Below are 18,595 nucleotides of genomic sequence, written 5' to 3'. Positions count from 1 at the left end.
ATACCATATATATAATAATAACTTTCCATAAGAATTAAATGAAAAGGGGATTTCTCCCCCTTAATTGAATTTTTAGTTTAATGCGCTTGCTCCTAATTTGGTGAACTCTGTACATAAATCAAATGCAGTTTGTGTCCTCGATAATGCCGTTCCAGTCATAATGGATTTAAATTTGCTTTCCTCATCCCTAAAGTTACGGACGTTTTGAAAGTAGCCCGTTACTGCATTGTAAGCTCCAAAAACAGTCCCTTTGGTGGTTTCAATCTGTTGGCTTGATGCAACTTGTGCATATTCATAGACTTGGTCGATTATGTTGTTATAATTGGTTGATAAAGCTTCGTTTTGACCTGAACGCAATTTTTCTAATACTTCCTTATTTGGTGCCATTGCCATTTGAATAAGTCGTTTTACATCTTTATCGCTAATGCGCACCCTTGACCATCTATTATAAATTGCTTCCATTTCAACCGATAGCATATTGGTAATGCCCAACATTTTGTGTGCTTGTTTCAACTTATCGTTTGCGCTTGCGGTGTGGCGTATCTTAATAAAATTAGTATGGTTTTTTAAAGCTGCGTTCAAAGTATTTTGGCAAACAACACGGATAGGCGTGAAAGATAGGCAGATACTGCCTAAACCATCATGTGAAGACGTTAGCATTAAATATTGCTCTATTAAATCTTCACGGCCTACACGGATATAATCGGGTAGTTTAGCGGTAATGAAAATTACTGAACCATTGCCGAGTGCGCCAGCGGTTTCATATTTGATACCATTCTGATCGCCAACGATACTATCAAAAAAACTAAATGCTTCTGTATTCTGTACTACTTCATAATCCTTGCCGACCTTATCGCCTAAAACTGTTTCATTATCTGTTCGGTAGGTAAAAAATGAATTATCAGAAATGATTTCTATACCACTGGGCAATACGTGTGTATTGGGACTTTTTGTAACTTCAAAATTAAGCCCTGCATATTCGATTGCTTCGGCACTTGTCGGATAATGTTCTATTAGTTGCCCTAGATTGTGCCATGCGGGTTGTTTTACAGACATAAAACTATATTTTCCTGTCTGCTCATTATAATTAAGATTGTGTGCCATGATTGATTTTTTTAAGGTTTCTAACTCTTGATACTAAGATTTCGGTTTCCAGTATATTAACATTCGCGGTATCGGTTAAACTAAGCTTTGATTGTGTTTCTATTTCATTAACAATCTCAGTAATACTGGTATGGTCGGCATGGACTGCCACGCGAACCATGATAAATAGTGTTTCGTATTTCATATTGATAAACTGTAATTGGCTTTAAACTCTCTAAACTGATTATAAAAGACGGTCGGGTTGCTATTCTCAAACTCTTCTGCATAACCTTCCCAATACATGCCGTCTAGAAATTCCATAAATGCTGCTAACATAATTGTAGTTTTAAATGTGAAAGAAGCGCCCCCGATAATTAGGGGCGCAAATGATTTAAAGATTTAAAGAAATTTGTCCCTCAACTTCTGCCAATTTATCGGTGCAAAGTGATTTAATACTATTGGACACTTGATTAATGATAAATGGATTTTTGGTGCTGAACGTGTTGCCGTTATCATCGGTAATTTTCAACTCGCAACGCTGAAAGTGGTTTAAACTGGTTTCTTCGGCTTCATCTTCTTGTTTAATCTCGAATGCTTCCAGTTCATCGATTGTACCGATTAATTTCTCCCTTTGATTTGACAGACGGTTTAGGTCTTTGATTTTTTTAAGGGTTTGCTCTAAATTCAATGCTGGTCTTTCCTGCGCAAACTGGAATTTTATTTCCTTTTTGGTCAGCTCTGCCTTTGGTGCTTCCTGTTCCTTAACGGTTGCAGGTATTTCCGTTTTTACTTGCTCTTGCGATTTAACCGTTTCGGGTTTTGGTTGTTCCTTTTCCTGCTCTGATTTGTTAGATACTGCATTTACAGGATTTCCTGCTACAAATCTTTGGTTTTTGTCTGTTTTAACGGTGTTTTGGTTTACCTGTCCGTTTTCTTTTACTTTAGTTTCCATTTTGAAAAAATTAAATTGTTTTACCCTGCTTACTACCTTTCGGCAGGAGCCATTTCTGGCTTTTTGTTAAGCAACCTCATCTGATTGAGCAGGGATGGCAGACAAGACTTTGCCGAAAAAAAAACCTCGTGAGCGCAGCGAGCAGGGAAGATTTTTTTCGAGCAAACCCGTAGGGCTTGGTCTTTTCTGACGATACTGCGAATCAGAACTTTCTGCGCAAACAGCCCAAACCAATCAAATCCAAGGGTGACAAAAGTTACCTGGTGTTAAGCAAGGGCAAGCAAGTGTGGCTGTAGGAACGGAGGTCACTCTTGCAAAATTCTGGAAAGCGGCTGAGTGGAAGAATGGAACAAAGCGGTTTGATCAGAGCACTTATCCGAAATCCGTTTGGTAGGTTAGTGCTACGTATACAATTTCAAAATCGTTGAAAATAATTGCAAAACAATTTGATTCTTATACAAAAAAAGCCTGCCGAAATTTTTTCGGCAGGCTTAGAAATTATATTACTGAATAACAGTTTAAATGGATATCTCGTTTTCTTGCTCCTTGCTTTTACTTTTTGACTTATCCTTACCATTATCTTTGCCCAAATCCTGATCCTTACGGTAATCCTCACGCTTAACAGGTTTACCGCTCAACTCAAAGAAATTTAGATTGGTGTATCTTGGCACTGCTTCAATCCTCAATTTCTTTTCTTCACCATCAAGTCCGATAACGCTGACCAAGGGTTTATTGCCGTTCTGAATGTCGGTAACGAGTTTTTCAGCTGTTTCCTTTTTATCAATTTCCTTGATCCCGTAGGTGGAAAGTTCTTTTTTCAAGTCAAAGCCATAACCTTCACCAAACTGTTTAATTGTATAGTTACCATATTTGTCCTTTGCCTGATCGAACTGGTAAACGCTCCATGCCTTGTACTGTACACCTGCACGACTAACCATATCATCTCGGTAAGCGGAACGCCCCTGTAGCATATTGGTGGCTTGTTCTACAGTATAACCTTTGCCGCGGTCAATGTAATGGGAGTTTTTCAGCACGGGGCTATAAAAAATTTGTTGAAACTCTTTTTTGACAAAATCTACCTTTCCATCTTTCATGGTGGCTAGGGTATCCCTGTATTGCAAGTCTTTATCGGTTACCTTGCCAGTTGCAAGCTCTGATGATTTGGCCTGTTCTCTGAAAAAGTCCATTGCCTGTGCAGCACTATCAAACTTTCGGATCAGGTTTTTACCCTTATCATCAGGTGTGATAACCATGTATTGGTGTTCCTTTTCCAAAGGCTTAGCCTTGCTATGTGCGATATCAAATTTGTTGAAGTAGTAATAATCTGATTGGCCAGACTTTTTCAGGTGTATGGTCAAATCCATCATGCCCTTATCAGCGGGAATTTGTCCACGAATGGCAAATTTTTCAATGCCCTGTTCCATCATGGACTCTGCGGCAGCAATCATTTTTTCAGGAACTTTTAGTCCCACTGCTTCTATTTTAAAATTTTCTAATGAGTTTCTGTTCATGTTCTTCTGATTGTTTAAATAATAATAATGTCCCGTTTCCACTATATCTGGTAGGTGGTTCGTTTTGGTCACTTCCAACATACTTTTTAGTAGTGGTTGCAACAGCTCCACGCACCAATCATCGTTGAGCTGGGCATGTAACTCAGCATCTTTGTGATGGATAAAGCAATAGATTTCATTGCCTCAGTAGACGTCCCTAACCCTTTCATAGCTCACAAATTCAAATCCATCGATATAAAGTTCCGACAAGAAATCCTAAGTGGAAACTAGATCATCTTTCCTAAATTATATTTGCTTATTGTTGCTTTGAGCGCTTGGTATTGTCACGAAGAAGTAGGGGGTAGCCTGCCTTTAAGTTCTGTTTGACCTTATTGACCTTTTTGGTGAATAAGCTCTTTGCAGCATCAATGCCAGCACCTGCAATTTGAGTGGTCAAATCAAAACCTGTTATTCCGATACTTCCAACGGCATCAGTGACACCACCTTTTAGCGCATCATTTAACATTGCTTCTGGCGCATTGATACCCTCCATTCCGTCCCTTTGATCGAATACGGTAATATTTACAGGAATGATGGAAGTACCTAAACGGATGTTTTTGACCTCTAAATTCAATCTTTGGTTGCTGAAACTGGCAAGTCCATAAATTAAGTGACCTTTTGGGATAATTTGTCCGTTAATAATCAGGGTGTCTTGCAAGCGAAGTTCTACAACCGAACCCTGCTTAGCTTTTTGGCTAATTGCGATAATAGCAGGTATAGCAGCAAATGTGCTGTCTGGCTTATCATTGTCTGATTTTTTGAACAATGTTTTTGCAAGCTCAGGATTTTGCAGGGCAAGCAATTTATCCATCATAGAACCGAGCTGTGCCATCTCAGGATCATCATTTCCATTTTGATGCATGTTTTTCATCAATGCTTCCAATCTGTCAACATCTTTGGTGATTGGCGTAGGGTTATTCCCTATTAGATTATTAGGTGAATAACGCTGTTGAATAACATCTGGAGTAGCCAAAACTTGGTTAATGGCGTTCAATTTCTCAGTAATTTTTTGGGTCTGTGCATTTTCCCTACGGTTAAAACCAAGATTTTCTGCGGCAGAACTTAGACCTGCTGTATCATTGTGTACTGAATCCTGTCTGGCCATATCATAGTAGGCCATTTTATCTGCAGGTTGCTCCTTAGCCAGTTGCGCCTGGGGAAGCTGGGTGTTGATGCCTGCAGATTTTACGCTTTCCATTTGCTCTGGTTGACCTCCGCCCAACACGTAGAATAGGATGGCAGACAGTATTACTGCGACAGGAAATAAGACCAGCATCATGGTTTGCTGATCAACTCTTTGTTTTTTCTGTTGTGTCATTTGTAATTTTTTATGATTAATAATTAATAGAATGCTTGAATCAGCAGGAACATAGAACAGCTTCCAAAAGCAGCACAGAATACGATCAATAATATCAGCCATGTTTTTGGTGACAATAGTGCCGTTTTTTTGTTCAGGTAATCGGCTGTATGACGTTGTGCATTTAATATTTTATTCGCAATCCTGCCTGCATAGTGTTCCTGCCGACTAGTTAAACTCTTGCTTTTTTTACTGAATAATCTCATGGTGAATTTTTAGGGTTTGTATCGTTGTTTACTAATGTCTCCCACCTAAGTATTAAAAAGCCATGTGGGTTGTTGTCGGTCTGGGTATTAAGTACCCTAATATTCCCTCGAGTAACCAGCTTTCGAAGTACAGTTGAACTAGAGCGGATCAGTTTTTGAGTAGCGTAGCATGTAAATGTATAGGGTGCTTCAGTTCCCAACTGAATGCTATCGATCTCAATCTCCTGAGAAATATTGGCCGAAATCAAATTGTTGTAATAGCCAGCTTCCCGAAGATTATCATAAGCCTGCTTTGCTGAATTATCTGCCAAATACAAAGCTTTGGTAACACCCGCAGTTATCGATTTTTCATCAGGATCAAGGGTAAAAAAATATTTGTGAAAAGTCCTGATATGGTCACGAAGCTCTACTGGCAAGTTCTGTTTTCTTTCAGAAGCGAAGGCTTCCAGTACTTTACCATTGTATAGAATCAGCATTCGGTTATCTGCCTTTCGCATCTCACTAAAGCACAAGAAAGTGATGGTGACAGTAAGCAAAAGGCAAGAGATTAGAAAGGCAATGCTGAATTTTTTGATGTGCTGAAAAGCAGTATCAATATTTTTTAGTTGTGTAAACATAAGCTAGCTTTTAATTTTGTCTTTGAAATAATCATTACTTGATGCTTCTGCCATTCCTTGTGATAGATTAGAACGGCTGTTGTCGAAACGATCTGCAACCATCCCAGTAGCTGATTTGCCAGCGGACATAGTCGAACTTGCACCACCCACAACCAGTGAATTGACTTTTTGAAGCATGGCATTTCCACCTCCTGCATGGACGATATAATTAGCAACATTCGGAACGGTAAAATAACCGACGATGCCTATCACCATAAAGACCAGATAAGCACTATCACTCGGACTGAAGAAGGTATCGCCAGCTTCACCGATTTGTGAAATATCTATTTTTAGCATATTTTCCTGAATTTTTCCGAGTATAGCTCCGAATATGTTCGCTACTGGCAACCACATAAATACGTTGATGTAGCGTGCAAGCCAAACAGTGAGGGTATGCTGAAAACCATCAAACACTGCAAAACCAAATACCAATGGCCCAAGTATGGCCATAACGATCAAATAAAAAGTACGGATAGTATTGATACAGAGGGCAGCAGCGGCAAACAAAACCTGTAAAACTTCACTCATCCATTGTTTGATGTTGTTGCGAAAATTGTACGACATGCGATCCATCTGAAATTTGATGTCGTTGCCTAAACCCTCGAACATGCCTTCTTCGGTACGTTCAGGGTCTTTAGGGTGAGTATAGCGATACCAGCGATCATCATCACCGTTACCGCTTTCACCCACATACATCTGCCATTGTTTGCTCTGTTTAACTGCGACTTCTTTCTGTTTCAGTAAGGCCGCTATCGCTTTTTCGCTGTTTTTTACCATATTGCCTGTTGCCGAAACCACTGGCTGCAATACACCGTTGAGAACGCCAATTACCATCGGGAAAAGCACGATTGCGAGTCCGAGCGCAAATGGGCGCAATAGCGGATAGAAATCAACTGGTTCGGCATTGGCAATATGTCGCCATACTCGGCTGGCGATATACCATAGCGCCCCAAAGCCAGCTAGGCCACGTGCTACACCGATGAGCTGACTGCAAAGTGGCAGCATCTCACGGTAAACATTATCCAGTACAGGTTGTAGCCCCTTGATATTTTGCGTGATGCCCTGCGCCAGCAGAATATTAGGCAAAAGCATAGCTAAGACTGTTACAAATACAGTCATTAAAAATGTTGTTTTCATAAATTTAATTGGGTTTAAAATAATTACCTAAACCATTGATTTCTGCTTTTTCATGCTGCCGCTGGACGTGCAGGATACTGTTCTTTTGATTGAAATCCCGCAGAAAAATGAGCTTGTCTTCTGTATCGGCAAAGATTTTATCAATGGCTCGCATCCGTTCATCATCACTCATCCGCAATTTATTTGCAGTGATTACCATTGCTAATTGGTCCAGATTATCTAAGCTTTCATCAAAGAGTTTACTGTAAACTTTGGACAGGTAATTAAGTTCGGAAACATTGAAGGTGCCGCCAGCTGCAACGCGTTTGAAGGCGGATTTATACTCCAATACTAGATCCTTTTGATAGCGGATAATTTCGGCGATCTTATAATACTTTCTCACTTCAGGACTAACTAACCAAAGACCGTTCAAGAACAAATCATGCAGTGAAAAATTGCCTTTGGCGATATTTCTTACGGAATTATAGCCAGTAGAAACGATGGTGTATCCCTTTTTCATATCTCTTAGGATGTTCTTCAGCTGTGATAGCTTTTCCACGTTCAAGGTCAACTGCTGTACTTCAGTACTTTGTCCAAAGGAATGCTGAAAACCCAAAATAAATAGCAAACAGGTCAACAACATCATTTTAATTGATTTCATAATACCTCCTTAAATTATCTATGGCATGTTGCTCCATTTCTTTTTGTCGGATCATAATTGCTGCATCACCACAGAACGATTGGGTAAAACTTGATTTGTCTAACATTCTTTCATGGATAGCGTTCAGTCGCTTTAGCCGCTCATCATCTTTCATTTCCAATTTGCCCGAAGTAATGACCAATAGCAGTTCCTCCAGATCGGTATAACATTCACTTATTACTCCATCTGCTAACCTGGAAATATAGGATAGCTCGTCTTCGCTAAAACCCTTATGGTTTTTGATTGTGCCAAAGGCTTTGATGATACTGACTTGTACCTTGATAATTTCAACCACCCTGACATCATTTCGTATGGTTGGACTGACCTTTTTAAGCCCTGTGATAAACGCATTATGTAAATCAAATTCACCACTTGTTATATCCCTGACCGTTTGTAGTCCAGAGCCCACAACCTCATAACCTTTCTTGGCATATCCTATGTAAACCTGTAATGCCGCAATTTGTTGAAGTAGGTATTTCTTCTGTGTTTTTTTCTGCGAAAACCATTCTGCAAAAGTCTGGGCATTAGCAGGGGCAATACATGTAAACATGGATACTGGAACCATTAATACGAATAGTGCATTTTTAATTAATTTCATATACCTCCTTTAGCTGTTTGGTTTCTAAAATGGACTTTGAACGTTGAATTGAAAGCACAATGTTCTGATCGTTAAATGCGCTCAGGTCAGAAAAATTCTGCTCGATCTTCATTGCTGCTTCGTTAATGAGTTCCAGCCGTTTGGCATCGCTCATTTGTGTTTTAAACGAGCTGATAACTACAAACACCTGGTCTAAATTCTTCACACTTTCCTTCAGGATGCCTTCGTAAATTTCTTCCATGCGCAGCAATTCGCTTGCGCTAAAATGCTTATCCTTTTTAAACAGTCCCGATGCCCATTTATATTCCTGAACAATAGCGGCCTGAGTACTCACCAGATCGCGAATACGTTTGTAGGTGCTAATCACTGATTTTACCCGCGTCAGGTCATCATAATAGCTGGAGTACAATTTTCTTTGGCGATCAGTCCATTCGGATATTTCGCCAAGCTTTAGTTTGTTAAGCTGGTTCTCGATTACTTTCTGTGCATTTTGCAACCAGATGGTTTGATTTTGGAGCCGCTGAACTTTAAGATCAATGGCTTTAACCACTTTTTTTATGCCTGCCTTAATTACTTCGGCAATGGCCAACTGCGCATTTGCCCCTGTGGGCAATGCGGTCAGCAGCACGGTTGCACTCAATGGAAGTACCACCATATAGGTCTTTATTATTTTACTCATATACTTTAATAAGTTCATATTCCTGTTATTTAATCCGTTTATACTTGCGCTTGCTTACGGTCATGATGTCTTTTTCAATGTCAAAAGTGATCAGCTTACCATTACGGCGCTCGGTCATTATCGTTGTCTGGGGATCATAAACAGCAGTCCACTCTTCAGTCTCATACTGTGGTGTTCCAGTATTGCCTTTATCATCAATCAGGCTAAATCGAGTTTTACGATGGATGTTGTAGTTTTCACCATTCACCTGCTCCACGATCAGTGTATCAATAGCAACACTAGCCTCGCTTCCCGCACTGTTCACATAAATTCCTGAAAAGCTTGGCGCTAAGCGGCTGCAACCATTGAATGCGATAAAGAGCACTACAATAAGCGCAAATAATAAATTGTTTTTCGATTGATTTTTGATTATTGTTTCCATAATTGATATTGTTTTAATAGTTAAAAAATCTTTTTTCCATTGAGAAGCTCCGCCGCAAGTACTGCGATGCCACGGGCAACGGAGCCGTACTTTGTGGCATATTCCTGGACCTTTTGCTTTTCAAGTTCTTCGGTGGTGTAGGCCAAATACTCAATCAAGCTAACTTCTGTTCGATAGACTTTTGAATGTCCCCCCAGAGAGATAAAAACCTCTTTATATTTGAGCTTGGGATCATTCGCCTTATTCATCGAAAGGATAAGTGACTTATCATGATCGGTCAGTCCCAGCAGTTCCTGCAGGGTATCAAACTTATTCTGGTACTTGCTTTGGTCTAAAAGGATCTTACAGTCTGAATTATTGATGATGGCCTGTTTCACAATTGGCGAAGAAATAATATCCTCTATCTCTTGGGTAACTACAATCGGCTCCCCAAAGAATTTTCTAAAGGTTTTATAGGCATACTGAATGTATTCAGCCATACCACCCTTGGAAATACTTTTCCATACCTCTTCTAGTAACAAAACCTTGCGAACCCCTTTAAGCTTGCGTAGCTTGGCAATGAACATTTCCATAATAATCAGTGTGACAACTGGAAATAAAATCGGATGTGACTTAATCGTATCAATTTCAAATACGATAAAGCGTTCATTTAACAGATCAATGTTTGTAGTGGCGTTCAGCAGGAAGTCAAACTCACCACCCTTGTAGTAGGGGTTAAGTACATACAAAAAGTTGTCTATATTGAAATCCTTAGGATTCACTTTCCCATTTTCCAAAACCTCTAAATATTCCTGCATCAGAAAATCATAAAAGGAATTGAAGCAGGGAAAAATTAACGGATGAACTGACAGGTGCTCATAATATAAGGTCAACGCATTACTTATCGCCACATATTCCGCTCTGGTATAGCTTTCGTTCTCATTCTTCCAAAGTGCTAAAAGCAAAGTCTTAATGCTCTCTTTCTTTTCGATATCCATTACATCACCCTCGCCAATACAAAAGGGATTAAAACAGATTGGATTTTCCTCGCTATAGGTAAAATAATAACCACCTAACAACTCGCAAAGACCTTTATAACTGTGCCCAATATCCACGATCACCACGTGTGCATCCTGTTCATAGTAAGAACGTACCAGATGATTAGTGAAAAAGCTTTTACCGCTGCCACTTGGGCCAATAATGAACTTATTTCGATTTGTTGTCCAGCCCAATCTACGTGGTTCGTCTGAAATATCCACATGAATTGGAACCCCTGTTTGGCGGTCACCGAGCCTGATCCCAAATGGCGACAGAGAACTGCGGTAGCTGGTTTCCATATTCAGAAAACAGCAAGCCTGCTCAGCAAAAGTGTCAAAGGTATCGTTCATCGGAAAATCACCTTCGTTACCCGGCATACAGGCAAACCACACCTGTGGTGCTCCGTCAGTTTCCTGTTTGCAGCCAGCGTCCATTTTAGCCATTGCCGAACCGACCCTGTTTTTCAGCTCACCAAGTTCGGCAGGGTTATCTGTCCAACAGAGTACGTTGAAATGCGCTTTCACTGGCAGCTTCTGTGTGGCAACTGCTTCGTTAAGAAAATCATTGCAGGCATCACGTGACACCGCATTTTCCCTTGAATAGGCAGATAAAGATTGCAGACGCAGTTTCTTAGCTTCCAGTTTCTTGATTGTCTTTTGTGGGTCGCCTGTAAAAATCAACTGGTTATAGATGTGGTTACAGTCCAAAAATAAGCCTAAGGGGGAAGCAAAGCCAATACTGTACTTGGTTCTGTCGGTGGAATAGGAATCGTAATCAATGCGGGTACCACAAAATGGGGGCAAATCTTCCGCATCCGAAAGTGTATACAGCTGGCAATGTTTATCACCAATACGGATTTCATCTTTTAAATGCACATCCCGAATAATTGGTTGTTGACCTTTACCGAGCAGAAACAAGTATTTTTCTATAATACCCGGATGGTTTGCAGTGCCTGCCAGTTCATCATCGCTTAACCTCATTAAACAAAATAGACCACTATCTGACAGAATACGCTGGAAAGAACCACAGGCCGACTGGAAGTTTTTGATGGCCAATTCATCTTTTCGTTTCACAGGCGCAATAGATTTTCGAAGAATATTGCTATAGGCTGATGAAGATAGTTTTCGGTTTAGTGGCAATAAGGTCAGAAAGAGATAACACTCATGGTCTAAATAGGGGCGCTCGTTAAAATGTTTCTCGGAGGCAAAGGCCAGTAGACTATCCGATGCCTTTTCAAAATCAGGCTTTACAGTTGCTTTAAAAAAATAATCTGCCTTATGGAACACTACACCAGCTGGCAATACCTTGATTGCTTTTACAAATGCCTGTTGTGCGGCATCAAATTGGGTGCTTGCCATTGTACCTGTTTCTGGTAGATCCAGCCTAAAACAAATGGTAAGGTCGCCTGACATGGATATAAGGCAATCGTTTTCAACTTTCCATATAGGTAGTATTTTTCCGATATCGATCATGAGCGAACCTGCCTTCCCAAATTGGTATGCACTATTCGCAAACCTGTAAATACTTTTCTGGATTTGAATTTTAGATATTTCGGCAATCCGCGTTTTGCAATAAACTTACCGAGACCATATACGCCGTATTTTTTGGATAAGTGGCTAACAGAGATAAAGAGTCCTAAACCCAATGCCAATACGAGCGGCAGAAGCACAAAAAGTGTTAGCCCTGAAATGTAGCAGATGGTAAAGCCAATTAACAATGCAACAAGCCCGATGGCTAGCCAGGCAATGTATTGCCCCTGTAACCCCTTAAAAATGATGGGTTTGCCGATACCTTTATTGATTTGATAGATTAAACTCATAGTAATGATTTTTTGTTTAAAAAACAGGTTGACGAAACAGTGGTGCCATTCTTGTGCAGGCTTTACCTTTCGCCAGCCTGTTTTCTTAATTCACGTTATATTCCAAAGAAGGACTGTAATACGGTAGTTACCACTACCAAAAAGATGCAGGAACCAAACCATGCAGCTGCCACTTTGCTCGTATCAGGTTCACCTGCATTCCACTTTTGAAAAACCTTAACAGCGCCGATTATGCCCAGAACTGCACCGATGGCATACATGAGGTTACAGCCAGCATCAAAGTAGCTCTTAACTTTATTGGTGGCTTCGTTTATCCCTGCCACGCCATCCTGCGCCAAAACAATGGAGCTGTATAATATATTACAGCAGAGTACAACCATTAGCATCAGCAGAAATTTTCCGAAGATGACACGGCGTTTACTTAATCCGCTGCCATTGAATTTTAATTGATTTTTAGTCATTAAATAATTTGAAAAGATGAATGAATGGGTTAATTGTCTGTAAGTGGAGCTTGTCTAATTCCACAGACCTTCCAACTCCTCGGCTGATAGGTGGAAAGGCACATGCTCACGGATAAATTGATTTAGCTCACTAGTGGCTGAATAATTGATAATTTGAGGATATTTGACTTTAACCATTTCAAACATGGCGAAGAAATCCTCTTTGTTTCCGTCCTTCTTCTCTAATATTGCACAAATCGCTTTTATCTCCTGCAGCACATCTGGAACTAAGCCAAGTTGGTGAGATTTATCAGCGATTTTGTCGGTGTTAGATTTATCCGCAAAACTAAAGTCTGCTGCTTCGACTAGCTGTACACCAGGCTCCAAAGTTGGCTGACCGATTAACGCATCAGACGGGTTTAGTTCATCGACCTGTTGTTGCCATCTGTGCGGTAAGGATATCGAAGAATTTTCAGCATCTCGTGGGCTTTTTCCCTTTCTGCGATAGTACAACCAAATACCGACATACCAGATGATCCCGAGAACCAGTGTGGCAAGTATGAAATGTTGCCACGAAAAAGATTGTAAAATCATAATTTTTTGCTTTAGTCCTGCCGCTACATTGCGACAGGATTTACAAAAGCAAAGGTTCAAAGGATGCGCATTGAGATATCTCTAGTAGAGCACTATATTTATTAACTCATTCATTATCAATTAAGTCGATGTTTATCTTTTTCGTCGTCTGAATTAAAATTGTCATCCTCGTCCATATAATTCAGTAGACCAGTTTTACAAAAATCCATAAAATGGGTTCGGCTCAACCGCTTTCTCCGCTTAATTTCCCGAAAGCGGTTGGCGGGAATACCTATCTCCACGCCGAAACTTGCTTCCAGCCAATTAAAGATTTCCTGTAAACCGGTTTTGCCTGAACCCAATTGGCCAGATAACCAAATCGCATAACCAAGTTCTACCAAATTAATGATCTCACCAGTCCAGTCCAAACATTTTTTAGGGCTGGTAATTGCAGAAAATTCTGGATTACGCTGATCAAGCTTCAACAACTCGGTCAATAGATGTTCCTGTAATTCTTCGTGTGCAATAAACATCGAAAAAATATAATCACCAGTGGTTGATACGGCCTTATCCAATTCGGGAATATCCTGTAAATAGGGTAGGGTTACTTCAGCACCCCTGATAAATAATACTTCATCCAGATCGGTGTAGCCCATACGGTAATAGTCATACAAAAAACGATGATCACGAAACCAGTTATCAAGCTCCTTTAGTTTTTCTAAATAGCAAGATTTTCTCAATTCTGGAACGGCAACAGGCAAGCTGCACTGGAATTTAAACAGTAAAGTATAATAAATCTTGATAGCCATGTAATCTGGCTTCTCAAACTTGTGATAGTAGATTTCGTCAAACTTATCCTTAAACGGAATTTTTCGCACTTGATCGTTTAATTCCTTGTGGAAAACAGCGATTAGACCAATCACTTCATTGAACTTTCCAATTAGGTTTAGCTCACGACCACTAATCAATTTTAACCTGTTTTTTAGGTCACGGAATAGCATTTTAAATGTGTTTTTACGCATAGTTAGGAATAATTAAATAAATCTTCCCTGCCTGTTAACTGGCAATAATTAGGTTACATTGGGAAAGGAATTAGTAAAATTTATTTTCATAAGCCTCTGGATATTGGGTAAAATTGATTGTCGTTTTTTAGAAATGCCAGTGACAAATGTGTGTCATAAATGCTAAAATCAACTACATAAAACAACCCATTCCATATACATTTTTAAAAGTATTTTTTGAAAAATCCAGCTCATACCATACAGAAAGGGGTTATTCTTTGAAAAAAATGACGACAATAAAGTTGGATTTAAAAATATTTTTTGTATTGACGTATGTTCATACGTCAATACTTATTCCAATATGTGGGAGTTTCGGGGATGGATTGGAAAGAGGAGACAAAACTAAAATTCGGAGAGCATCTTTTGGTGCTGCTTCAGGATTATGGTATTCGTAACAACACCAAGCCATCGTTGAGACAACTTGCCAATCGGGCAGGTCTGGAGTACAGTCAGGTTCAACGGATTTCCACAGGGCAGGTCGACCTGGCGTTGACCACTATAGTTTCTTTAGCAATCGGCTTGGATCTTAATCCCAAAGACTTACTGGATTTTTGACATAAAAATGGGCTGAACTAGAATGGCGCAGCCCCAGAAAACCAATTATTACATTTTTTTCAGGAAGCTGCTTCCAACTCCAATCTTCGCATAAGCTCAAGTCTACTGCTTACATCAGCTTTATCATGGATGTTCTGTACGTGTCTTGATACGGTGGAGGTCGCAATGAAAAGTTTCTCTCCAATTTCCTGTTTGCAATATCCCTGACGGATCAATCTGATTACTTCGATTTCACGAGCAGAAAAACGATAATTGTTAATATTAATTTCAAAAACTTCCTCTGAAATTATTCTTATATCCAATTTTTTTAACTCTTCAATTTGTATTCTTGAGCCTTTCACCGAATGAGCTATAAAAATTACAGTAATCAATATAAAACCTAAATTGGTGGCTAAAACTTCAATCCATTGTGTTACATGGAAATAGGCAAAGACTGTCATGCAAACCCATGGTGCTACAGCGCAACAAACAGCGATAACTTCAGTTTTACTTGTAATTAATTCATTGTTAGCTTGCTTTAAATGAAATTTTAAAGCTCTTAATATTGCCCATAAAATTACAATTGAATAAATAAAAGGAATAACTAATCCGTATGTTAAAGCATTATCAATATCCATGGTAAAAGCATAGTATATTACAAAGAATACGATGTACGGGAGAATTAAAAAAAGTGGAACGCCATAAATGGCATGGAAACGTAATAATCTTAATTTAAAAGCTTTATAAAAATAAAATGGAAAATAGGAAGCCATTAAAAAACCGCTACCATAAGCTATGATGTTTTGTAAACCTAATGGAATACATTTTATATCTGGATCGGGGAAAAGTCCGCCAGTGATGTTGTATATTAATAGTAAAAGGAGAAGAATCAAATACCAAAAACGAGGTTTATCAGTTGGCTTATTAAGGTAATAACCTAATTGTATCCCAAACATTACTAATTCCAGTATTACAAAAATTAATGTAACAATGTGCATATCTGAATTAAATACAAGCATAGGCTTCCTTTGTTATTTTAATACATTACGTTTTAGAAAATATAAGCTATAGGTAAATTCGAGCTGATCATAAATTTGAAAGCTAAATTGCTTATACCAAGATAGATTGTTAACTGTAGAGGTTTCAAGGTAAACAGGTAAATTCTTTTCTTCAGAATCTAAGATTACTTCTTGTAAAAGTTTGCTACCTATACCCAAATTCTGCGATGAAGGATTTACACCAAGAAACCAAAGGTAGGTCATAGGTTCCTTAGGCTGAATTTTTTTTATATTTTGTTCCCTGGAAATAGCTTTACCGATATTGGTTATTCCAATGCATTTAAATAATAGAAAAATATCCAGCATAATAGATTTAACAGTTGTTTTCCTTTTATCGGGATATAAAACAAGAGCACAGCCAAAACCATCATCTGATATATAGACGTCTCCAAATAGGCGACAGATTTCAAAGGAGTACTCCATTAGCGCTTTAATCCTTTTTGATTTTTCGTTACTGGCACCTGCTATATAATTTACACTTAAATTTGATTCAAAAGAATCAACTAAAATACTTACAACGAGTTCCTTTTTATCGTGTCCGACTTTCATCATATTCATTAAATATTTGGTTTTTGATACCCTCCGATAGCAAAAAATTCAATTTAGAACGAACTATTATAACGGGGGGTCATTTATTTTAGTATTTCAGAAAATGAAAATGAATGCGCTAACTCCCAAAAAAACTACATTGAAACAGCTTGATCTTGATCCTTTTTTTTAATTAAAGGTTTCTTGTTAACTCGTTTTGGTGTTGATTTTCTTGGTGCGTTCGGTTTAATGTTTCTTTTTTTATCTTTCTCTGCTTTGGAAATTTTGTCCTTTTCGATTTTCTCCAGTTTTTTTAATTCATCCGCAATAATAGTCGCCACATCTTTTTTTATTCTATTGTAATTCTCTTGCATATCCATGAGTGTTATTTTTCTAATTGTTGGTAAAGGCACGTAAGTGGCTTCCTCTTGTGCAATTACCTCATGATTATTCTGAATCTCACCATGAAACATTTTTAAGCTAATTTTCTCATTGGGACTATCAGCTACAATCCCTACAAACTCACCTGATGATAGCGTAGCAATCTTAGATGCAGGAATAGCAGATTCCATTTGTGTAGATTTAGAAATAGATGTATCGCTACTATTTATACTTACACTTTGCCTGTCTTGCATTATCTTGCCAAAGGTTTCCGATAATTTTTTGGCACTGTTGCCAGTAACCTGACCACTAATAATATTACCAGATATTCCCGCTATAATCTCTGCAAATTCAGTACCGTATTCTTTTTTTACTTGTTCAATTGATTGAATGCCCATCGTACAGGAAATTAAATTGCTTCTTCCGGTACTGATTGTTGATACAATTCCAGTAGCGACTAGCGTAGGAAACTCATCAAAGATCAGACTGCATTTTAACTTGTCTTTCTTGTTTACCAGTTTCAATAATCTGCTAACGTATAAAGATAAAACTGCACCGTAGGTTTCTATTTTTTGTGGGTTATTACCCATACAAACGATTTTAGGTGCTTTAGGGTCATTAATATCCAAAGTAAAATCGTTACCAGAAAGTACATAGTAAAGTTGTGGTGATGAGAGCCTAGCCAGTCCAATCTTTGCACTTGCAATCTGACCCTCCAATTGTGCTTTTGCTCCTTGTTGCCATGCCGAAATAAATGGATTGATTAAAACCCTTATTTCAGGTTCGGTTTCTAAAATCGCGAACAGGTGATCGTATTCCGTCATCATTAGTTCTATCACATGAGGTAGGGTGCAATATTTACCATCCTGATATTTGCGTAAATACCAAATGACTGCCGTTAAGAAGTTGATTGGACTTTCTACAAAAAAGTCACCACTTTTTTTAAGCCATTCCTTGTTCAGCCCTAGCATAATAGTGCGACTCGCTTCTGTAGCATCGGTAATATCAATCATATCTTTGGGGTCAATCGGGTTACATCGGTGTTTGGGGTTTTCTAGATCAATGACATAGAATTTCGGTTTTACCTTAAAATTTTTATGATATTTAAGGAGTTTATTATAGGCCAGTTTGGTTAAGTCGTCAAATTTAAAATCGTATAAAAACATAGAAAAGCCCTTTCGTAGATGCTGATCGATAATATGTCTAATCACAAAATAGGTTTTACCAGCTCCGGCAGAACCTGATACTAAAATACTTCTGTAGGGGTTTACACAATTGATCCATCCATCGCGTATTTTTCCCTTTAATTTGTATTTAGTGGGTAAGTTTATCGAATGTTCATTCTCCAATAGCCGCTCTTCTTGTGGAAAAGTTTCATTTTCGGTATTGAAAACATCCTTGTTCAGATTAAGCCTAAGTAGCCTTGATAGCCTTGTGCCGCCTGTTAAGATTAACAAATAGCCTATTACGGTGAGGCCGATATACAAGCCAGCCATTATACGGTAACCAGTATGCAGGTAAAGCGAAAGAAAGGCGATGCTGTAGCAAATCAACCCGCAAATAAGGTAGGCGACTATGCTCTGGCGATTGATTTTTTCATCCTTTTTACCTTTGGCACCAATTAGAGAAACAATCAAAAATAAAAAGGCTGCAAACTTGGGTTTGAGCAGACCATTGAACCAACTAATCTTTGTTAGGTTTGCAATTATGCGGTCTGTAATATCAGCTGTAAGGCCCCATTGCTGGAATGCGCCGTAGCAGGTGAGGTAAAAATGTATCGCCAATATAAAAACACTAATTAGGCGACTAAAATCTATGATCTTGCGTAGTCCTTGTGTATCTTCTCCAGTATTCATAATTATTGTT

The 18,595-nt window shown here is 38.8% G+C and carries 22 protein-coding genes; 1 reads left to right on the top strand and 21 read right to left on the bottom strand.

The window, feature by feature from the left end; genetic code table 11:
* Positions 1–72: 72 nt before the first annotated feature.
* The 18 genes from ACHFIZ_RS15215 to ACHFIZ_RS15130 all read right to left on the bottom strand — a co-directional run bounded on the left by ACHFIZ_RS15215 (position 73) and on the right by ACHFIZ_RS15130 (position 14,189).
* Positions 73–1,104, bottom strand: a complete 1,032-nt coding sequence (locus ACHFIZ_RS15215) for a DUF932 domain-containing protein (protein WP_410887330.1) — start codon at positions 1,102–1,104, stop codon at positions 73–75.
* Positions 1,088–1,288, bottom strand: a complete 201-nt coding sequence (locus tag ACHFIZ_RS15210) for a hypothetical protein (protein ID WP_410887328.1) — start codon at positions 1,286–1,288, stop codon at positions 1,088–1,090. Before ACHFIZ_RS15210 ends, ACHFIZ_RS15215 begins: the two co-directional genes overlap by 17 nt.
* Positions 1,285–1,419: a hypothetical protein gene (locus ACHFIZ_RS15205; RefSeq protein ID WP_410887326.1), complete on the bottom strand. Its 135-nt coding sequence runs from the start codon at positions 1,417–1,419 to the stop codon at positions 1,285–1,287. Before ACHFIZ_RS15205 ends, ACHFIZ_RS15210 begins: the two co-directional genes overlap by 4 nt.
* 55 nt (positions 1,420–1,474) lie before the next feature.
* Positions 1,475–2,035 (bottom strand): hypothetical protein, encoded by a 561-nt coding sequence (locus ACHFIZ_RS15200; RefSeq protein ID WP_410887324.1) that lies wholly within the window; start codon positions 2,033–2,035, stop codon positions 1,475–1,477.
* Between the two features lie 518 nt (positions 2,036–2,553).
* Positions 2,554–3,546, bottom strand: coding sequence for a hypothetical protein (locus ACHFIZ_RS15195; RefSeq protein ID WP_410887322.1), 993 nt, complete (start codon positions 3,544–3,546; stop codon positions 2,554–2,556).
* A 295-nt stretch (positions 3,547–3,841) separates the two neighbouring features.
* Positions 3,842–4,903, bottom strand: a complete 1,062-nt coding sequence (gene traM / locus ACHFIZ_RS15190) for a conjugative transposon protein TraM (RefSeq protein ID WP_410887320.1) — start codon at positions 4,901–4,903, stop codon at positions 3,842–3,844.
* Positions 4,904–4,926: 23 nt separating this feature from the next.
* Complete coding sequence (locus tag ACHFIZ_RS15185) at positions 4,927–5,148, bottom strand: hypothetical protein (protein WP_410887318.1); 222 nt, start codon at positions 5,146–5,148, stop codon at positions 4,927–4,929.
* Positions 5,145–5,765, bottom strand: coding sequence for a conjugative transposon protein TraK (gene traK, locus ACHFIZ_RS15180; RefSeq protein ID WP_410887316.1), 621 nt, complete (start codon positions 5,763–5,765; stop codon positions 5,145–5,147). The genes ACHFIZ_RS15185 and traK overlap by 4 nt, the downstream gene beginning before the upstream one ends.
* 3 nt (positions 5,766–5,768) lie before the next feature.
* Complete coding sequence (traJ, locus tag ACHFIZ_RS15175; protein ID WP_410887314.1) at positions 5,769–6,941, bottom strand: conjugative transposon protein TraJ; 1,173 nt, start codon at positions 6,939–6,941, stop codon at positions 5,769–5,771.
* Between the two features lie 4 nt (positions 6,942–6,945).
* Positions 6,946–7,581, bottom strand: coding sequence for a TerB family tellurite resistance protein (locus ACHFIZ_RS15170; RefSeq protein ID WP_410887312.1), 636 nt, complete (start codon positions 7,579–7,581; stop codon positions 6,946–6,948).
* Positions 7,568–8,218 (bottom strand): hypothetical protein, encoded by a 651-nt coding sequence (locus ACHFIZ_RS15165; protein ID WP_410887311.1) that lies wholly within the window; start codon positions 8,216–8,218, stop codon positions 7,568–7,570. The genes ACHFIZ_RS15170 and ACHFIZ_RS15165 overlap by 14 nt, the downstream gene beginning before the upstream one ends.
* On the bottom strand, positions 8,205–8,897 hold the full coding sequence (locus ACHFIZ_RS15160; protein WP_410887309.1) for a conjugal transfer protein TraI: 693 nt from the start codon (positions 8,895–8,897) through the stop codon (positions 8,205–8,207). Before ACHFIZ_RS15160 ends, ACHFIZ_RS15165 begins: the two co-directional genes overlap by 14 nt.
* Positions 8,898–8,922: 25 nt before the next feature.
* A complete protein-coding gene (locus tag ACHFIZ_RS15155) occupies positions 8,923–9,318 on the bottom strand; it encodes a hypothetical protein (RefSeq protein WP_410887307.1) in 396 nt (131 codons plus the stop codon).
* A 20-nt stretch (positions 9,319–9,338) separates the two neighbouring features.
* Positions 9,339–11,807 (bottom strand): TraG family conjugative transposon ATPase, encoded by a 2,469-nt coding sequence (locus tag ACHFIZ_RS15150; protein ID WP_410887305.1) that lies wholly within the window; start codon positions 11,805–11,807, stop codon positions 9,339–9,341.
* Positions 11,804–12,154 (bottom strand): DUF4133 domain-containing protein, encoded by a 351-nt coding sequence (locus ACHFIZ_RS15145; protein ID WP_410887303.1) that lies wholly within the window; start codon positions 12,152–12,154, stop codon positions 11,804–11,806. Before ACHFIZ_RS15145 ends, ACHFIZ_RS15150 begins: the two co-directional genes overlap by 4 nt.
* Before the next feature lie 95 nt (positions 12,155–12,249).
* Positions 12,250–12,540, bottom strand: coding sequence for a DUF4134 domain-containing protein (locus ACHFIZ_RS15140; RefSeq protein WP_410887345.1), 291 nt, complete (start codon positions 12,538–12,540; stop codon positions 12,250–12,252).
* 129 nt (positions 12,541–12,669) lie between these two features.
* The gene (locus ACHFIZ_RS15135) at positions 12,670–13,188 is read right to left on the bottom strand and encodes a hypothetical protein (protein ID WP_410887301.1); all 519 of its coding nucleotides are present in this window, start codon (positions 13,186–13,188) and stop codon (positions 12,670–12,672) included.
* 116 nt (positions 13,189–13,304) lie between these two features.
* Positions 13,305–14,189, bottom strand: a complete 885-nt coding sequence (locus tag ACHFIZ_RS15130; protein WP_410887299.1) for an RteC domain-containing protein — start codon at positions 14,187–14,189, stop codon at positions 13,305–13,307.
* Positions 14,190–14,501: 312 nt separating this feature from the next.
* Here ACHFIZ_RS15130 and ACHFIZ_RS15125 point away from each other — a divergent pair, with 312 nt between their 5' ends.
* Positions 14,502–14,783: a helix-turn-helix domain-containing protein gene (locus ACHFIZ_RS15125; RefSeq protein ID WP_410887297.1), complete on the top strand. Its 282-nt coding sequence runs from the start codon at positions 14,502–14,504 to the stop codon at positions 14,781–14,783.
* 59 nt (positions 14,784–14,842) lie between these two features.
* Here ACHFIZ_RS15125 and ACHFIZ_RS15120 read toward each other — a convergent pair whose 3' ends face one another.
* The 3 genes from ACHFIZ_RS15120 to mobC all read right to left on the bottom strand — a co-directional run bounded on the left by ACHFIZ_RS15120 (position 14,843) and on the right by mobC (position 18,585).
* Positions 14,843–15,781, bottom strand: a complete 939-nt coding sequence (locus ACHFIZ_RS15120; protein WP_410887295.1) for a response regulator transcription factor — start codon at positions 15,779–15,781, stop codon at positions 14,843–14,845.
* A gap of 12 nt (positions 15,782–15,793) precedes the next feature.
* Positions 15,794–16,378: a GNAT family N-acetyltransferase gene (locus tag ACHFIZ_RS15115; protein WP_410887293.1), complete on the bottom strand. Its 585-nt coding sequence runs from the start codon at positions 16,376–16,378 to the stop codon at positions 15,794–15,796.
* 125 nt (positions 16,379–16,503) lie between these two features.
* On the bottom strand, positions 16,504–18,585 hold the full coding sequence (mobC, locus tag ACHFIZ_RS15110; protein ID WP_410887291.1) for a conjugal transfer protein MobC: 2,082 nt from the start codon (positions 18,583–18,585) through the stop codon (positions 16,504–16,506).
* Positions 18,586–18,595: the final 10 nt, after the last annotated feature.

Origin of the sequence: Pedobacter sp. JCM 36344 (assembly GCF_046546555.1) — a bacterium.
Classification (GTDB): Bacteria; Bacteroidota; Bacteroidia; order Sphingobacteriales; family Sphingobacteriaceae; genus Pedobacter.
Note: the sequence above shows the minus strand (reverse complement) of the source record. Positions and strands in the feature narration are given on the sequence as shown.

What these genes read in the sequence shown, in the direction of transcription:
- mobC (WP_410887291.1), bottom strand. Translation starts at nt 18,585, where the DNA reads ATGAATACTGGAGAAGATACACAAGGACTACGCAAGATCATAGATTTT.
- ACHFIZ_RS15125 (WP_410887297.1), top strand. Translation starts at nt 14,502, where the DNA reads ATGTTCATACGTCAATACTTATTCCAATATGTGGGAGTTTCGGGGATG.
- ACHFIZ_RS15195 (WP_410887322.1), bottom strand. Translation starts at nt 3,546, where the DNA reads ATGAACAGAAACTCATTAGAAAATTTTAAAATAGAAGCAGTGGGACTA.
- ACHFIZ_RS15215 (WP_410887330.1), bottom strand. Translation starts at nt 1,104, where the DNA reads ATGGCACACAATCTTAATTATAATGAGCAGACAGGAAAATATAGTTTT.
- ACHFIZ_RS15205 (WP_410887326.1), bottom strand. Translation starts at nt 1,419, where the DNA reads ATGTTAGCAGCATTTATGGAATTTCTAGACGGCATGTATTGGGAAGGT.
- traM (WP_410887320.1), bottom strand. Translation starts at nt 4,903, where the DNA reads ATGACACAACAGAAAAAACAAAGAGTTGATCAGCAAACCATGATGCTG.
- traK (WP_410887316.1), bottom strand. Translation starts at nt 5,765, where the DNA reads ATGTTTACACAACTAAAAAATATTGATACTGCTTTTCAGCACATCAAA.
- ACHFIZ_RS15135 (WP_410887301.1), bottom strand. Translation starts at nt 13,188, where the DNA reads ATGATTTTACAATCTTTTTCGTGGCAACATTTCATACTTGCCACACTG.
- ACHFIZ_RS15140 (WP_410887345.1), bottom strand. Translation starts at nt 12,540, where the DNA reads ATGCTAATGGTTGTACTCTGCTGTAATATATTATACAGCTCCATTGTT.
- traJ (WP_410887314.1), bottom strand. Translation starts at nt 6,941, where the DNA reads ATGAAAACAACATTTTTAATGACTGTATTTGTAACAGTCTTAGCTATG.
- ACHFIZ_RS15120 (WP_410887295.1), bottom strand. Translation starts at nt 15,781, where the DNA reads ATGCTTGTATTTAATTCAGATATGCACATTGTTACATTAATTTTTGTA.
- ACHFIZ_RS15210 (WP_410887328.1), bottom strand. Translation starts at nt 1,288, where the DNA reads ATGAAATACGAAACACTATTTATCATGGTTCGCGTGGCAGTCCATGCC.
- ACHFIZ_RS15165 (WP_410887311.1), bottom strand. Translation starts at nt 8,218, where the DNA reads ATGAAATTAATTAAAAATGCACTATTCGTATTAATGGTTCCAGTATCC.
- ACHFIZ_RS15200 (WP_410887324.1), bottom strand. Translation starts at nt 2,035, where the DNA reads ATGGAAACTAAAGTAAAAGAAAACGGACAGGTAAACCAAAACACCGTT.
- ACHFIZ_RS15155 (WP_410887307.1), bottom strand. Translation starts at nt 9,318, where the DNA reads ATGGAAACAATAATCAAAAATCAATCGAAAAACAATTTATTATTTGCG.
- ACHFIZ_RS15130 (WP_410887299.1), bottom strand. Translation starts at nt 14,189, where the DNA reads ATGCGTAAAAACACATTTAAAATGCTATTCCGTGACCTAAAAAACAGG.
- ACHFIZ_RS15170 (WP_410887312.1), bottom strand. Translation starts at nt 7,581, where the DNA reads ATGAAATCAATTAAAATGATGTTGTTGACCTGTTTGCTATTTATTTTG.
- ACHFIZ_RS15185 (WP_410887318.1), bottom strand. Translation starts at nt 5,148, where the DNA reads ATGAGATTATTCAGTAAAAAAAGCAAGAGTTTAACTAGTCGGCAGGAA.
- ACHFIZ_RS15160 (WP_410887309.1), bottom strand. Translation starts at nt 8,897, where the DNA reads ATGAGTAAAATAATAAAGACCTATATGGTGGTACTTCCATTGAGTGCA.
- ACHFIZ_RS15115 (WP_410887293.1), bottom strand. Translation starts at nt 16,378, where the DNA reads ATGAATATGATGAAAGTCGGACACGATAAAAAGGAACTCGTTGTAAGT.
- ACHFIZ_RS15150 (WP_410887305.1), bottom strand. Translation starts at nt 11,807, where the DNA reads ATGATCGATATCGGAAAAATACTACCTATATGGAAAGTTGAAAACGAT.
- ACHFIZ_RS15145 (WP_410887303.1), bottom strand. Translation starts at nt 12,154, where the DNA reads ATGAGTTTAATCTATCAAATCAATAAAGGTATCGGCAAACCCATCATT.